We start from the raw sequence: 16,557 nt of genomic DNA, 5'->3' as shown, positions 1-16,557 counted from the left end.
TGTTGAGTAATATGAATATTACAATATAAACGACAAATCGTTTAATTATTGTGAAGATTAACATTTGTTAACACCTCAAATTTTAGTTAATAAGCGTTCAATTATTAATCAAAAATAATAGTTAATAGTTTTAAGGGGTTGATAGTTATGGTTTTATGGAGAGGGATACATCATATTTTCCTAGAAAGGGAAAATATGATGTTGGTTGAAATACAGCTTAAAATTTAAGGTGCTTCACGGTCAATCCGTTATTGATAAGCTGTTTTAAAGCATCAATACCTATGCTGATATGTGCTTCTACATATTTTGCTGTAACTGTTACATCACTGACAGACGTTTTGACTCCTTCGGGTACCATTGGTTGATCCGAAACCAGCAACAGAGCACCTGTTGGAATCTTATTGGCAAATCCGACACTGAATATCGTTGCGGTTTCCATATCCACGCACATGGCACGGATTGATTTTAAATATTTTTTGAAGGCTTTATCATGTTCCCAAACTCGTCTATTGGTGGTGTATACCGTTCCTGTCCAGTAGTCACGTTGGTGATCCCGGATTGTCGTGGATATGGCCTTTTGCATGGCGAAGGCGGGTAATGAAGGTACTTCGGGTGGAAAGTAGTCATTGGAAGTTCCCTCACCGCGGATAGCGGCTATTGGAAGAATCAATTCGCCTACAGGAATTTTTTTCTTGATTCCACCGGTTTTACCCAAAAATAGCACTGCTTTTGGTGCAATTGCTGATAATAAATCCATAATGGTTGCGGCCATTGGACTTCCCATCCCGAAATTGATAATGGTGATGCCTCCGGCAGTGACGGATTGCATCGGTTTATCTTCTCCATAAATAGGCGCATTATCATGCATTTCAGAAAATAGGTGTATATATTTCGAAAAGTTCGTTAAAAGGATATATTCCCCGAACTCTTCCAAAGGTCTTCCGGTATAACGGGGAAGCCAGTTGTTCACGATTTCTTCTTTGGTTTTTAAACCTGGTGTGATCGGACTATTTACGGTATTCTTTGCACTTTTCTTTGTTGTCATAGTCATTAAATTTAATTTCTTGAATCTCTTATCTTCCTGTCAACATTCCGTTATGGCTATGTTATTATTGTAATATAAGATTTTTAATTCTTTTCTAAAAAAAAATCCCGTTCAGCGAACGGGATTTTTTTAAGCAACTTTAAGCTTTTTTAAATCAGACTTTTCGAATTTCTTCTTCGCATAGTCTAGCGTGATTTCCAATGCTTTCTGTCCCGTCTGCTCTTTCGTTGACGGAATTTCAAACATGGCATCCAGCATAATGGCTTCGCATATACTGCGTAGGCCTCTGGCTCCAAGTTTAAATTCGTCAGCTTTATCAACAATAAACGTATAAACGTCAGGATCAAATTTTAGCTCAATACCTTCGTATTCAAACAGCTTTTTATATTGTTTTACCAAAGCATTCTTTGGCTCAGTCAGAATACTCAGCAAGGTTTCCTTATCCAGCGGGTTTAAGTAAGTTAATACAGGAAGACGACCAATCAGCTCTGGAATTAATCCAAAGTTCTTTAAGTCTTGCGGTGTAATATACTTGTACAGATTGTTCAAGTCAATTTCCTCTTCGTCCTCGTTCATTTTATAACCTACTGTCTGGGTACGCAGACGGTTTGCTATTTTCTTTTGAATACCGTCGAATGCCCCACCACAGATGAATAGGATATTGCTTGTATTAACCGCGATCATTTTTTGATCAGGGTGTTTACGGCCGCCTTGCGGTGGAACGTTGACAACTGTACCTTCGAGAATCTTCAGTAAAGCTTGCTGCACACCTTCACCCGATACATCTCTCGTAATAGAAGGATTGTCGCTTTTACGTGCGATTTTATCAATCTCATCGATGTAGATGATACCACGCTCAGCGGAAGCCACATCGTAATCTGCCGCTTGCAGTAAACGCGTCAATATACTTTCGACGTCTTCCCCTACATAACCTGCTTCGGTCAATACTGTAGCATCCACAATACAGAAAGGTACATTAAGTATCTTGGCGACAGTTTTTGCCAGCAAGGTCTTACCAGTGCCTGTTTCCCCCACGATAATCAAATTGGATTTTTCGATTTCGATCTCGTCTTTATCCACTTTCTGATTTAAACGCTTATAGTGATTATAAACGGCTACTGAAATTACTTTTTTGGCATCATCCTGACCGATGACATATTGGTCCAAGTGGGTTTTAATCTCCAAAGGACGGATCAACTTTAAAGCTGTCTGTAAAGTTTTACTTTTTCGTTGTTTTAATTCTTCTGCCAAGATTTCGCCTGCCTGCTGGATACAACGGTCACAGATGTGCGCACCGTTGCCAGCAATAAGCATCTGGGCTTCATTTTTGCTTATGCCACAAAACGAACAATGAATGTCTCTATCGTTATTCTTTGCCATTGTTATTTAATAATCTCCTTCTTTGGAAGTAAAATCTCGTCAATCATACCAAATTCTTTGGCCTCATTAGCCCGCATCCAGTAATCGCGATCGGAAGATTTTTCTACCCATTCGTAAGTTTGTCCAGAATGATCTGAAATAATGGTGTATAATTCTTCTTTTAATTTCATCATCTCACGTAAGTTGATTTCCATATCGGCTGCAACTCCTTGAGCGCCACCGGAAGGTTGGTGAATCATGACGCGTGAGTGGCGTAAGGCTGCACGTTTGCCTTTTGCACCAGCAACTAAAAGAACAGCGCCCATAGATGCTGCAATACCGGTACAGATGGTTGCTACATCTGGCGTAATATATTGCATGGTGTCGTAAATTCCTAGTCCAGCGTATACGCTTCCACCTGGTGAATTGATGTAGATCTGGATATCACGTTGTGCATCGGTAGACTGTAAGAACAAGAGCTGTGCCTGAATAATATTGGCAACCTGATCGTCAATACCGCTTCCTAAAAATATGATACGGTCCATCATCAAACGTGAGAATACATCCATTTGTGCAACGTTCAGTTGACGTTCTTCAACGATGTAAGGCGTAAGGTTTGTCGGAATGCTAGTCTCTGTACGCGCAATGAAGCTATCAACATGTTGACTTCCAATACGGTGATGCTTTACTGCATATTTTCTGAATTCGTTTTTATCTATATTCATCTTTTTATTTTTTCTATTCTGTAGGACTAATATAAAACTATATTTTAAAAATCAAATAAATTGAAAAGATGTTTTACATCTACTTTACATTTTTTCGGTGCTCCCCGTTCAAGACCTAAGGGAGACTGAATCTCCGGATTAATTTTTATCTATTTCATGCATAGCTCCTTAGTCAATTTCGTTGTAGTTGGGGAGGTCTTCCAAAAATTCGTAAGACTTTTTGATAAAATCAATTTTACAATAATAATGATTCATACCGTTGCTTACTAGCAGGTATGGTATACGGTGAACTGTATTATAATTTGCAATTTGCTCAAATACTTGTTGTGTAATTTTTATATGAGGTGCCTTAAATTCGGCTAAGACCACCTTATGCCCGCTGCTGTTATAAATTAACAAATCACTTCGTTTCTGCAGGTTATTTAATTTCAAACCGCCTTCGATGTGCATCAGTGCCTTGGGATAATTTTTCATGAGCGACAAATAGTTGATCCAATGCTGCCTAACCCATTCTTCCGGTGTTAATACCAGATCCTTTTTTCTGAGCTCATCAAATATATAAATCGCATTGTTCTTTTTAGATATTTTAGCTTGATACGGCGGTAAGTTCAGTGGAGTCGGTGAAAACATACACAAATATACTAAAATTTTAGCAAAAAAAATACATTCATCAGGCATGAAATATGGTGTTTTTTTGCTGACGAAGATGATTTTTTGTAAAAAACCTCAGGTCTGCTTTTGTGGCCGTATTGCTTGACCAGAATTGTGGAAGTTGTGGTGCTAAATGTTCATGGCTTTAAACCAATAGCTTAAAGTGATGGTCGTACATGAATCAATTATAAAAGCGTTAATTCGGCAAGGTTACTCGCTTAAATTGCCATTAAAATCGTAATTTTGCTTCCTATAAAATGTCCATAGTCGAACTAGATACACCATGTGAAGATGCAATAACATGGGACATTTTAGACTGTAGCAGATTGTTTGGATGCGGGAAAGTAATGGGGCAACCGATCTGCAGTGAAAAAATAAATAAATAGACCGGGTACTCCATAGCAACTTTAGACAAGTTGCCGCGTGTAAAGAGCTTAATTGGGCCCAGGGAAAATAAATACTATCGATAGTTTAAATATGAACATCAATCCGATCTTATCCGATATTAAGAACAGGTCTTTTAAACCAGTGTATTTATTGCAAGGGGAGGAGAGTTATTTCATTGATACCATTGCTGACGCCTTGGAAGCGACGGTGTTGAACGAAGCACAAAAGGGCTTTGATCAATCGATTTTCTATGGAAAAGATATTGATATATCTACCATTGTCAATGCAGCAAAACGGTATCCCATGTTGAGTGATTATCAGGTGATTATTATTAAGGAAGCGCAGGAGCTGAAATGGAAATCGGATACGGAAGAACTGTTAACTAAATACCTGGAGCATCTTACACCGACAACCATTCTTGTGTTCTGTTTTAAACATGGGAAATTTGACAAACGCAAAAAGGTCTATAAAGTCTTTGAAAAAAAGGGACTAGTTGTTGATGCGGCCAAACTATACGACGATAAGGTTGGCCCCTGGATTGGGACGTATGTGAAAGATGCGGGCTGGCGCATTCATCCGCAAGCTGCGGTGATGATTGCGGATTATCTCGGTAATGACCTGTCCAAGGTGTCCAATGAACTTGACAAACTGATGCTTAATGTTCCGAAGAGCCAAGAGATAAGCATGGAAGATGTTGAACGGAATATAGGTATTTCCAAAGATTATAATGTTTTTGAATTAAATACTGCTTTGGCTAAACGTAATGCCCTAAAAGCATATCAGATCGTCGATTATTTTGTCGCCAATCCCAAAAATAATCCACTGGTGATGGTTATTGGACAAATTGCCACCTACTTCACGAAGATTCTCAAATACCATTATCTGATAGACAAATCCGTCGCGGCAAAAGAACTGGGGGTACATCCTTTCTTTCTAAAAGAATACGAGCTTGCTGCACGGAATTACAATAGACGGAAAACTTTCGATGTGCTTAATGTGTTGAAGGAGACCGACTTGAAATCCAAAGGTGTCAATGTGCCGAGCAATTTCAATAGTGAAGAGATTTTAAAAGAAATGATCTATCGGATACTTAACTAATTCCATCCAACAGCAAAAACACCAGAAATGGTGTTTTTTTTTACACAAATTTAATAATTAAACACTTGTTTAAATTAAACGTTTGTTTAACTTTGTCGCGCATTTAGCGAGAACGTCTTTTATTATCGCTATGAATATGCGATGGTATCTTTAAAAGATCGAGGTTTAAAATGGAATTTAACGAGAAACAGATTGATATTTTACTTGCAGCTGAGCGTCTTTTTGCAACAAAAGGGTTTGATGGGACTTCCGTGCGTGATATTGCCAACGAAGCGAATGTAAATGTTGCAATGATCAACTATTATTTTGGATCAAAGGACAAGTTGCTGGATACGTTTTTCGAGTGGCGTGTTCCTGATTTTATGATCAATGTGGATGAGTTGGCGCTTATTGACAATGCGCTGGACAAAATAGACGCGATGGTAGATCGATCAATTAAATCGATGAATTCGCATCGTAAGCTGTATCATATTATTACCATTGAAAGTTCACTAAAACAGCGGATGCTGATCTCTGAAGCATTCAGAAAGCTCAAATTGCATAACCTGGAGGTTATTTCTTCCGTGATCAATGAAGGTGTAGAACAGGGGGTGTTCAAAGGTGGATATGATCCAATTTTAATCCATTCGATGATGATGGGAACTTTTATGAATTTCCAAATGAATCATTGCTTTTTGCAAGATCAGTTGCATATCGATAACGATGAAGAATATGCAAATTATATAGAAACAACTTTAACAGAATTTATACAGACAACAATTAAAGCTTTATTGACATATGAAAAATAAGTTGGCCAATTTGAGTGCTTTATTGCTTTTAAGTCCCATGGGTTTGTTGGCACAGGACAACAAGCACATGACTTTGGAAGAAATAATTCACTTGGCCGCAAATCAAAGCGTGGAAGCGAAGTCTGCCGACACCAAGATATTAGGTAGGCAGCTCGAGGTGGAAACGGCCAAATCGAAACAACTTCCTGATGCAAAATTGAGTGGACAATACATGGCTATGACCACACCAAATGTGAATTTAAAGTTGGCTTTAGGTGAGGGGGGATCTGCTCCAGATATCGCTGCAAACCAATTGTGGTTAGGACAGGCTTCGGTGAGTATGCCAATCTATACCGGTGGCAGAATTAAGGGCGGCATTGATATTGCAAAGGATGTATTGAAAGCCGAGGAATACAATGCTGTAGCGAGCAAAGAACAATTGGCTATACGTGCAGTAAATCTTTATTTGAGTCTTTATAAGGCTCAGCAAACCAATTTGTTGATTGCTGAAAATATTAAGCAGTCGGAGCAACGTGTTTCGGATTTTAAAGCGATGTTGGATAATGGTTTGATCGCACGTAATGACTTATTAAAAGCAGAACTGCAGCTTTCAAACTATCAGGTTTCGCTTCAGGAAGCACAGAAAAATATCAAGGTGCTGAATTATCAATTGGCTAATTTCTTGAAAATTGATGAAGATACCCAACTGGATCAGATCAATTTGGGCGAAGTCACAGGTGTGGATTTGGGCTTAAAAGCATCATATGATGCAGCAAAAACCTCGCGCTCAGATCTAAAATCGATGGAATCGCAACGTTTGGTTGCTGAAGATCAGTTGAAAGTAACAAAAGCGGCTGCCATGCCAACTGTTGCTGCAACAGCTGGATACAATGCTTTTGGTCTTCAAAAGGTGGTTACCGTGACGAATGCTGCCATGGTTGGCATCGGCGTTTCTTACGATATCGGTTCGCTTTACAAAAATAAAAGAGAAGTGAATGTGGCAAAAAACCGTATCAAGGAAATTGATGAGCATATTGAATTATTAAATGACAAGGTAAAAGTGCAGGTTCAACAGGCCAATGAAAACTATATGCTGGCACAAAAGCAGGATGTGGTCTATCATCAGGCGGTGGATCAGGCTGTTGAAAATTATCGGATCACCAAAGATAAGTACGATAATGGTATCGCAGATACCGACGACTTGTTGACCGCAGACGTACAGCAGCTGCAAAGCAAGATCAATCTGGCAATCAGCAAAGCAAACACCATTGAAAAATATTACGACCTGCTGTTAGCAAATGGGTCTTTAAACATTAAATAGCAATTAATCTAGACATGGAAAATACAGTAGAAAACGCACCTGAAAAAAAAGGTACAAATAAAAAATTTACAATTGTTTTGGCTGCATTGGTCATCTTCGGAGGGGCTTATGGGGCGTATAAATATATGCATGGCCAGGCGCATGAGACTACAGACGATGCACAGGTGGAGAAAAACATGAGCCCGATCATTCCACGGGTGGGTGGTTTTATCGCTAAAGTCTATGTAAAGGACAATGATTTGGTTAAAAAAGGGGATACGTTATTTACCATTGAGAGTCAAGACTATCAGGTTCGTGTGGACGAGGCATTAGCAGCCTTGGCAGCAGCTCAAAGTAGCTTTGATGTTTCAAAGGCAGATGTATCTGCGTCTTCGGCTAATGTGGCGATCTCAGATGCAACGATCCAATCTAATTTAGGCAGCATCGATGCGGCACGTATTCGTGCTAAGCAAGCGAACAATGATTATATCCGCTACCAAAACTTATACAATAACCAGTCCATTACGAAACAGCAGTACGAGCAGGCATTGACTGCGAAATTGGAAGCCGACAAGCAGGTTGAAATTTTGCAACAGCAACGCAATGCCAGTGCGTCGCAACGTAATGCAATCGTCAGTAAGACTACAGTGGCTTCAAAACAAACTTCTGTTGCTGAGGCGAATATAAAAAGAGCGAATGCACAGCTTGAGGCGGCTAAATTGAACCTTTCTTATACCGCGGTACTGGCTTCTGTGGATGGTCAGGTATCCAACATTAAGGTTCAGCCTGGACAAATGGTCAATCCAGGTCAATCTTTATTCTACATTGTCGATAATATTGAAACTTGGGTAGTAGCCAACTTTAAAGAGACGCAATTGGAAAAAATGAAGCCTGGTCAAAAGGTGGGGATCAAAGTGGATGCTTATCCTAATATCGAATTTGAAGGTGAAATAAATTCTTTCTCACCGGCGACAGGATCGCGTTTTTCTTTATTGCCGCCAGATAATGCGACTGGTAACTTTGTGAAGACTGTTCAGCGTTTACCTGTAAAAATCAAATTAACAAAAGACAATAAAGCAGAAAATGTGGCTTTGCTCAGACCGGGCATGAATGCTGACGTAGATGTGCATGTTCAATAACTATGGAAAATTTAAATCAACAAGATAGTCTGGTTGAATATGGTTTTCGACGTGTTGTAATCACGATTACAGCGGTGCTTTGTGCGCTGTTGGAAATCGTGGATACAACCATCGTCAACGTGGCTCTGAACGACATGAAAGGTTCGTTGGGGGCGACCTTGACAGATGTGGCATGGGTTATTACGGCTTACGCAATCGCCAACGTAATTGTGATTCCGATGACCAGCTGGTTGTCCCAACAATTTGGACGGAGAAATTACTTTGCTGCGTCTATTATCATATTCACAGTATCTTCATTTTTATGTGGTAACGCGACCAATATTTGGGAGCTTGTTGCATTTCGTTTTATACAAGGGATGGGCGGGGGAGCGTTGTTAGTAACAGCGCAGACCATTATTACAGAGAGTTATCCGAAAGAAAAACGTAGTATGGCTCAGGCTATCTATGGTATGGGGGTAATTATTGGTCCAACGCTAGGCCCACCGTTAGGTGGATATATTATCGATAATTTCTCCTGGCCATATATATTCTATATCAATGTGCCGTTAGGGATTATTGCGACCTTGTTGACCTTATCTTTTGTGCGCAGTCCTAAATATAGCCAAAAGCAATCTGCAAAGGAAGTGGATTGGTTTGGTATGATCTTTTTGATCATGTTTATTGGTTCCCTTCAGTTTGTATTGGAACATGGACAACAGGATGATTGGTTTGACGATCCATTGATTTTAGGCTTGTCAATCTTGTCTGTTTTCGGACTATTATTCTTTATATGGCGGGAATTGGTCTATGATAAACCGATTGTTAACTTGCGGGTATTGAAGGATAAGAATTTGCAGGTTGGTGTAGTGATGAGTTTTATTCTTGGTTTCGGCTTGTTTGGATCGACTTTTATTATTCCAATCTATACACAGTCGATATTGGGATGGACGGCCACAGACGCAGGTTTGTTATTGTTGCCAAGTTCAATCATGACCGGTATCATGATGCCTTTTATTGGGAAGATGATCCAAAATGGTGTTCCCCAAAAATATATGGTTGCCGTAGGACTAAGTATCTTTTTTGGCTTCTGTTTTTGGATGTACAGTCTCATGACCAATGATACGGGAGCAGAGCACATGTTTTGGCCCCTAATTCTCCGTGGAGTTGGCTTAGGATTGTTGTTCGTACCTGTCATGACACTCTCCCTATCGACATTACATGGTAAGTCAATCGGTGAAGGAGCTGCCTTTACAGGGATGATGCGCCAGCTGGGTGGTTCGTTTGGTATAGCCTTAATTACGACATTTATTGCCCGTGATAGCCAAAAACATCGCGTCGATCTGGTGGCTAATTTAGATCCAAGCAAGTTTGATGTGCAACAACGGGTGCAGCAATTGCAAATGAGCTTTCAGGCGAAAGGTTTTTCGCCCAATGAAGCTTTGGCCAAAGCACACCAGATACTCGATATGAGCGTGATGAAACAGGCTACTGTATTATCCTACATGGATGTGTTTTTATATCTGGGTGTGGTATTTTTGCTGTGTGTCCCCTTTGTTTTGATGATCAAACAAGGAAAGACGCAGATCGATATGTCCAGTGTGCATTAGCATTTAAATAGTCAGGTAAGCTGGTATCACGGTGACTTGTCAGTAAAGTACTGGTTTCGTTCAGTCAGAAGTCTTCAAAAAGTGTTTAGCTTTTTGAGGATTTTTTTGTGCATTTTCTTTTGCGATAGAAAAGTCCTTAAGGTTGGCGTTTGGTCTTGTCTAAACAGGAGCAAGCATACCTTTGATCAATTGAAAAACCATAAATTGAAAAACCTGATTTAAAATTGATTGTTTAATAATAAAGAGTTTGAAAGAATTTATCTTTTGGCATCAGAAAAGACGAATCTTATCAAATAGCGATTCAGGTAGATTGTTTGTCTTTAAAATAGCAAATGGATGTATACGGAAAAACTTAATTTTTTGGCATTTATCATTCCCTTATTTTTAATTCTGATGGTGTTGGAATATGGGTATAGCCTCAAAAAACAGAAACGTTTTTATTCTTTTGATGAATCGATCTCAAATCTTAATGTTGGTATCGTTGAGCGTATGTGTGATATGTTTTCCGTTAGTTTATTTTACTTTTTTTTCGTTTGGGTGTATCAAAATTTTGCGATATTTCACATTGAAGCTAATGTTTGGACCTGGGTTGTACTTTTCCTATTTACAGATTTTCTCTGGTATTGGTATCATCGCTATAGCCATGAAATAAACCTATTGTGGGCTGCGCACGTTGTACATCACCAAAGTGAAGATTATAACTTTACGGTGGCGGCCCGGATCACCATATTTCAAGCCGTTTTCCGTTCGCTATTTTGGGCTTTTATCCCCCTTTTGGGTTTCCCGCCCTTTATGATGACCGCTATTCTGTTGATTCATGGCGTATATCCATTTTTCTCCCATACGCAGACTGTTGGAAATTTGGGTATTTTGGAGCGGCTATTTGTAACGCCTTCCCATCATCGGGTGCATCATAGCAGCAACGAAATCTATCTGGATAAGAATTATGGGGATATCCTGATTATTTGGGATAAGCTGTTTGGAACATTTATATCGGAACAAAAGGAGGAGCCTTGTGTCTATGGGCTCACAAAGCCCATTCACCGCTATACTTTTCTATGGCAGCATTTTCATTATTTATTTGAAATTGGTTTGTCATTTAAGCGAGCGAAAGGATTTAGGAACAAAATGCGGACTATATTCGGTAAGCCTGACGATATACAGCCTGAAATTCGCGAAGAACTGGAAGAGCGCATATTTGCCGGAGCTAAGCCGCAAGTTCATGCGCAGGCGTTAAGCCGCTATATCTTTTTTCAGTCCATGTTGACGATGACACTTCTTTTTTTCTTTCTGCTTTATGGTAATTATCAGCAACTGATACAACTCGTTATTGGCGGGGGGTTTTTTTTTTGTTTTGTTTTTTTTTTTTTTTTTTTAATTAAAAAAATAAAGAAAAAAAAAAAAAAAAACCCCCTTTTTTTTTTTGGAATCCTTCCCCTTCCCCCCCCCCCCCCCGAAAAAAAAAAAAAAAANNACAACTCGTTATTGGCGGGGGATTTATTCTTTGTAGTGTTATTTGTATTGGAGGACTTCTAGAACATGAAGACTGGGTTTTTCCACTTGAGATGCTGCGGTTATTCTTATTACTACTGTATATTGGTCTAACTTTTTATTCACCATTGGGACTTGTTTTGGTAGGATGTTTCGCTTTGATTCAATTGATTTTTTATCGACCGTTAGCAGTTCGCTATAAAAAAGTTTTGCGTCTTGAAAGACGTTGAATTTATCCGTATGAGTTCTTGTCGTTGGAAGTAAGCATCTATTGTTTCATATTTCATCATTTAATTGATCTTTTATCTGTATAGCAAGCAAGCAAGCAAGCAAGTAAGCAAGTAAGTTCTATAAACAATGCCTTTTGAAGAGCTTTCCGCGTGGATGACAGAAGCAGTCAACTTGATGCGGTATTAAATTCAATTATTTATCTGCTGCTGTAATTAAGTCTGCAAATGATTGGCAATAGGATCTGGCCATAATATCCCAGCTATATTGTTTTAGGGTATTCTGTTTAAATTGTAGGCTTAGCTTTTTATAGTGGACTGGATCTTCTAAAATGGCTTGAAGTTGTTCGATCCATGCGTTTTGGTTTTCGCTTGGCAGGAGAAGCCCATTGTAATTGTGTGTAACGGCGCTTGTAATTCCTTCTAATTCGGCGGCAACAACAATTGTGCCTGCTGTGGAAGCTTCTAGGCAGACGAGCCCAAAGCCTTCCATATCACCGGCCATTTCAATATTGGGCATCAAAAAGGCCTGTGCGTTGGTCAGGAGGCTTTGCAGTTGTTCGAATGGAACTTTTCCAAGATGTTCAATTTTTTCGGGGTATGCTTTCAGTAATTTTCGGATGGCCCCTTGATCGGTGGGAAATCCGAGGAATAGGGTGATTAAATGATTTATCTTTTTTGGTGTAAGCTGCAATAGGCGTTCTTTCCATTGCGGTTTTTGATCGAATGGCCCCACCATTAGTAATTTGAAATCGCCCTGAATCGCGGGGATGACATGTTTCATCAACCACGAGAAGCCCTTCCGCTTAACAGGGCGTCCCAAAGTGATAAAATAGGGCCTGCTTTCGCAGGTTGGTTCATTGTTTTGAGTGGAGCAGTGTATCGGATCTACACCGTTGGGTATAACAATGATTTTGGATGGATCGATACCGCGTAACTGTGCGGCGTCGGCGGTGGCTTGGCTAACGGCAATAAGCTGATCAAAAGTGTTAAACCGCGGTATAATCTTACGTTGAAAATAACGAAGTGGAAAAACGATATCCAGACCGTGAAGCGTGACAGCACGTTTTAAATGGGTATATCCTTTGTGAAAAGAGGCGAAGGATGCAATTAATCCATCATTAAAGTGGATAAGCTTGATGCCGGGGTTATCGTTAATTTTGGCTAGAATGCGGCGATTCAGTAGGAAGAAGAAGGCTAAAAGAGGTTCCCTATTGTCATAGACTAAGGTGTGTACCTTCAAGTAAAGAGCCGCAGTATTGATCAGTTCAAAGCTTTGTTTTTCCATACCGCCAACACTTGGGGGATATTTGTGGCTGACAAAAAGTATTTCTATTTCAGAGGGGTACATGTACTGGTTTCTTTTTGATGCATAGATAAAATATAAAACCCAGTGCTACCCAGGTGAGCTGTCGGCCGCGACGTAATAATGAAGCACTGAGCCAAATACTACCTCCTGTAATACCGATCATATGGAGTAGGAGCTTATTGGCGATTTCTTCAATACCCAGTTGTCCTGGAATAAAAGCACCGATGCTTTTTAGCACAATGACGCTCATATCTACTATTAAACCATGTATTGGTTGTACTGAAACACCCAAAAATTTTAGAATATAATAGAATTCAAGGCTGCCAATAATCCAATGTAGTGCAAAAAGTAAGTAAGAATACCAAAAAACCTTATTTTGATGTTTATAAAAGTCTTTTACACTCCAAAGTAGTGACTGAACATGCGCTTGTGTTTTTCCAAAAGGTGTTGCTGTTGAAGCCTTGGTTTGTGAGGGACTTTTTGCAGCTATTAACCAGTAAAGTATCAAGATCATCAAAAGAAATAAGAACATACAGATCATATAAATTACTGGGCCTGCGTAGCGTATAATTTCATTTTTTAAAGGAGAAAATATCAACCAAATCATAGCAATCAAAAAGAGTGTCAATTGAGACAGTACGGCAGTAATACGGGATATTGCAACCGAATTCAATCCTTCTTTTAAAGGAATGTCATAACGGGTTATCAATTGTGCCTTTAATAAATCGCCACCGATAATGCTGGTGGGATTGAATAGTCCAACGGTTTCCCCGATTTGACGGACGGCAAAGAGTTCGAGCAGATTGACCTTCTTTTTTGCAGGGCCTAAACATATCCACCAAGCTAATGTACCTAAAAAATAGGCCGCGCAAGTTGTAAACAAAATAACGATGAAGCGATAACCAACAGAGGAGAGCTCTTTTTTCAACGCATTTAAATCGCTTTTCGCTAAAAAGATCGTGATGGACGCCAGAATCAAAAGTAAAAAAACACCTTTGATGAGTTGGCTTGGGTTTGTTAATTTGCCCATGCCAAATCGACTTCCTGTGTTTTGTCTATCAATAGTTCAATGTCATTAAAATAGCGTCCAGCTAGTCTATTCCAATCCAGTTGCCCAACATAGGATAGACCTTCAATGACGAGATTCTTTTTTAAGCTTGCGTCGGAGAGAATTTTTTTGAGGTAGTAAACATATCCAGCCGCATTTTCAGGTTGACACTTAAATCCATTTTTTCCGTGCTGAATCAAGGAGGCCGAGCCTCCGCCGTTGGCGATAACACAAGGAAGTCCGGATGCTAATGCTTCGACGACGACGTTTCCATACGTTTCTGAGACCGACGGAAAAACAAAGGCATCGGCCGAAGCATATAAAATTGCGAGCTCATCATGGCTTTTCTTTCCTAAGAAAATAGCTTTAGGCATCTCTTGCATCGCAATTATTTTGGCTGTTCCTTCACCGACAACAATGAAATTATAGTCGAGGTTTTGAGCCTGTATCTGTTGATAGATTTCAATAAGCGTTTTAATATTTTTTTCCCAGACGATACGACTGACAAAAAGGATTGTTGGTTTGTCATTCTTTGTGATGGTCTGCAGTTGAGATAGATTCTTTTTTTGGGGGTTAAACAGAGCTGTGTCTATTCCTCTTTGCCACAGTTTTAATCCTTCTTGTTGTAAGCCGATCTGCTGTAATTCATTTAGAATGGATTTGGTCGGTACATAGACAATATCACATTTGTTGTAAAAGTTATTCATTGCTTTTTTCATCCATTGTTCAGTCGGTTTGACTAAGGGTAATATGTTTTTGAAATAATAGGCAATGTATGAAATGAAGTGTGTATGATAGATTGTAAGGACAGGAATACCTTTCCGTTTGGCATAATTCAATGCAAAAAAACCTAAAAGGGAAGGAGTCGCAATATGGATCATGTCGGGAGCAAATTTATCTAAAGCGAGCTCAAGTTTCTTTTTAATAAGCTGTGGAATAGCGAGACAATAATCGTCATTGACCGGTATTTTGAATGTGGGAACCTTGTAAGAATGGAAAGTTCGAAATTGCGTAGGGCCGCCGCCATAAATAAAGAAATAGTTGAATTTCTGCTGGTCTATACGGTTTATCAGCTGAAACATTGTCCGTGATGCACCGTCAAAATCCTCGACGAGTATCTCTGTAAAGAAGGCTACCTTTCTCATGTTATTCTTATTAGGGGTTGTATAAAAATAGTTGAAAGCTGTAACCCCTATGCTATGCAGGTATTAACCTTTTGTCATTATAGTGTTTATAAATTATTAGTTTTTAATGATTTGTGCATGATTATTAAAAGTAGAATTAATTGAATATGATAATAGAGCTAATGTTGGTGGAGTACCTTTGGAGTGAACAAAATATTCAGTCCATGCTATTAGATCTATTGTTCGAAAAAAAAATTAGACCCAAGGGTTTTCGAAAGATTGTCATCTTATTTATTTGTGCGTCTGCCGGTGTTATGTTGGGTTTTAAGTTGAAGCCAAAACAACAGCCGAAGTTTAGTAATTCGGTGTATGCAGCTATGCCGGAGGCGACATACGGAAAGCTAAATTTGTTAACATACAATATAGCTGGCCTTCCTGAATTGATTTCCAGTGCTGTAACCGAGCGGTCTTCCAGTATTACGTCGATCGGCAATCGGATCAATGCGTTTGATATTGTCAATGTACAGGAGGACTTTAACTACAACAAGTTTCTTTACAGCGAAAATAAGCATAGCTACCGAACGGCAAATATGGGTGGAGTACCTTTTGGGGACGGGCTGAGTACACTTTCAAAATATCCGATCGTAGAGTTTGAGCGAATAAGCTGGACCGATTGCAATGGTGCAGATTGTCTGACGCCTAAAGGCTTTTCTTATGCTCGAATTCAATTGGCCAAGGCAGTATTTATTGATGTTTATAATGTACATGCTACAGCGCAGGATGATCAGAATGCAACGATTGCCCGGCAGAAGAATATAAATCAGCTAAAAGCCTATATCAAAAAGTATTCGGCTGGCAGACCACTTTTGATTATGGGTGACTTTAATGCACATTATGCTTACGAGCTGGATAACATCGGTTCTTTTCAGAAGGACTTAGGTTTGGTAGATGCATGGGTAAGTTTACGCAACAAAGGTGATATTCCTGCGCATCAAGCGAACTTTGAAGCGAAAACGGCGTTGGAGTTAACAGAGGATTGTGAAGGTATTGATAAAATCTACTATCGCAACGATCATCATTTGCTATTTGAGGCAAAGAATTATCAGGTTCAAAAAAAGCTTTTTCAAAACGAAAAGGGCCAAGATTTATCCGATCATTGTGCAGTGTCCTTACAATTAGGCTGGCGTATTGTCAAACCGTCGGTTCAGTAAAATAAAAACTTTCTCAATTCTTTCATATCAATCGCGATTAGCACTGAACCCCTCAGTGCTTTTTTAATGGACATCAAAAAAGCCCCATAA

The 16,557-nt window shown here is 39.4% G+C and carries 14 protein-coding genes; 7 read left to right on the top strand and 7 right to left on the bottom strand.

Annotated elements, in window-relative coordinates; all coding sequences use genetic code 11:
• Positions 1-217: 217 nt before the first annotated feature.
• The 4 genes from B3P16_RS09855 to B3P16_RS09840 form a co-directional block, all read right to left on the bottom strand.
• The gene (locus tag B3P16_RS09855; RefSeq protein ID WP_070565520.1) at positions 218-1,051 is read right to left on the bottom strand and encodes an AMP nucleosidase; all 834 of its coding nucleotides are present in this window, start codon (positions 1,049-1,051) and stop codon (positions 218-220) included.
• Between the two features lie 123 nt (positions 1,052-1,174).
• The gene (gene clpX / locus B3P16_RS09850) at positions 1,175-2,425 is read right to left on the bottom strand and encodes an ATP-dependent Clp protease ATP-binding subunit ClpX (protein ID WP_070565518.1); all 1,251 of its coding nucleotides are present in this window, start codon (positions 2,423-2,425) and stop codon (positions 1,175-1,177) included.
• A gap of 2 nt (positions 2,426-2,427) precedes the next feature.
• Entirely contained in the window at positions 2,428-3,129 is a 702-nt protein-coding gene (gene clpP, locus B3P16_RS09845; RefSeq protein ID WP_046674530.1) for an ATP-dependent Clp endopeptidase proteolytic subunit ClpP, read from the bottom strand.
• Between the two features lie 168 nt (positions 3,130-3,297).
• Complete coding sequence (locus B3P16_RS09840) at positions 3,298-3,759, bottom strand: type I restriction enzyme HsdR N-terminal domain-containing protein (protein ID WP_070565516.1); 462 nt, start codon at positions 3,757-3,759, stop codon at positions 3,298-3,300.
• 498 nt (positions 3,760-4,257) lie between these two features.
• Between B3P16_RS09840 and holA the strand changes: the two genes are divergently transcribed.
• From holA to B3P16_RS09810, 6 genes are all read left to right on the top strand, one after another.
• The gene (gene holA, locus B3P16_RS09835; protein WP_070565514.1) at positions 4,258-5,265 is read left to right on the top strand and encodes a DNA polymerase III subunit delta; all 1,008 of its coding nucleotides are present in this window, start codon (positions 4,258-4,260) and stop codon (positions 5,263-5,265) included.
• A gap of 170 nt (positions 5,266-5,435) precedes the next feature.
• Positions 5,436-6,053: a TetR/AcrR family transcriptional regulator gene (locus tag B3P16_RS09830; RefSeq protein WP_070565512.1), complete on the top strand. Its 618-nt coding sequence runs from the start codon at positions 5,436-5,438 to the stop codon at positions 6,051-6,053.
• Positions 6,043-7,353, top strand: coding sequence for a TolC family protein (locus B3P16_RS09825; RefSeq protein WP_112376165.1), 1,311 nt, complete (start codon positions 6,043-6,045; stop codon positions 7,351-7,353). Before B3P16_RS09830 ends, B3P16_RS09825 begins: the two co-directional genes overlap by 11 nt.
• 14 nt (positions 7,354-7,367) lie before the next feature.
• Positions 7,368-8,471 carry an HlyD family secretion protein gene (locus B3P16_RS09820; protein WP_201639015.1) on the top strand — a complete coding sequence of 368 codons (1,104 nt, stop codon included), beginning with the start codon at positions 7,368-7,370 and terminating at the stop codon, positions 8,469-8,471.
• A 2-nt stretch (positions 8,472-8,473) separates the two neighbouring features.
• Positions 8,474-10,057, top strand: a complete 1,584-nt coding sequence (locus tag B3P16_RS09815; RefSeq protein WP_070565506.1) for an MDR family MFS transporter — start codon at positions 8,474-8,476, stop codon at positions 10,055-10,057.
• A gap of 336 nt (positions 10,058-10,393) precedes the next feature.
• Positions 10,394-11,593 carry a sterol desaturase family protein gene (locus B3P16_RS09810; RefSeq protein ID WP_286842796.1) on the top strand — a complete coding sequence of 400 codons (1,200 nt, stop codon included), beginning with the start codon at positions 10,394-10,396 and terminating at the stop codon, positions 11,591-11,593.
• Between the two features lie 378 nt (positions 11,594-11,971).
• Here B3P16_RS09810 and B3P16_RS09805 read toward each other — a convergent pair whose 3' ends face one another.
• From B3P16_RS09805 to B3P16_RS09795, 3 genes are read right to left on the bottom strand one after another with little or no spacing between them, the layout of a single operon-like run.
• A complete protein-coding gene (locus B3P16_RS09805; protein WP_236560225.1) occupies positions 11,972-13,063 on the bottom strand; it encodes a glycosyltransferase family 4 protein in 1,092 nt (363 codons plus the stop codon).
• A 49-nt stretch (positions 13,064-13,112) separates the two neighbouring features.
• Positions 13,113-14,114 carry a lysylphosphatidylglycerol synthase transmembrane domain-containing protein gene (locus tag B3P16_RS09800; protein WP_115045731.1) on the bottom strand — a complete coding sequence of 334 codons (1,002 nt, stop codon included), beginning with the start codon at positions 14,112-14,114 and terminating at the stop codon, positions 13,113-13,115.
• Entirely contained in the window at positions 14,102-15,277 is a 1,176-nt protein-coding gene (locus tag B3P16_RS09795) for a glycosyltransferase family 4 protein (RefSeq protein WP_115045733.1), read from the bottom strand. The genes B3P16_RS09800 and B3P16_RS09795 overlap by 13 nt, the downstream gene beginning before the upstream one ends.
• Before the next feature lie 146 nt (positions 15,278-15,423).
• Here B3P16_RS09795 and B3P16_RS09790 point away from each other — a divergent pair, with 146 nt between their 5' ends.
• Positions 15,424-16,467 (top strand): endonuclease/exonuclease/phosphatase family protein, encoded by a 1,044-nt coding sequence (locus B3P16_RS09790; protein ID WP_115045734.1) that lies wholly within the window; start codon positions 15,424-15,426, stop codon positions 16,465-16,467.
• Positions 16,468-16,557 lie beyond the last annotated feature (90 nt).

The sequence above is a fragment of the Sphingobacterium sp. UBA7631 genome (assembly GCF_002483935.1).
GTDB classification, from domain to species: Bacteria; Bacteroidota; Bacteroidia; order Sphingobacteriales; family Sphingobacteriaceae; genus Sphingobacterium; species Sphingobacterium multivorum.
Note: the sequence above shows the minus strand (reverse complement) of the source record. Positions and strands in the feature narration are given on the sequence as shown.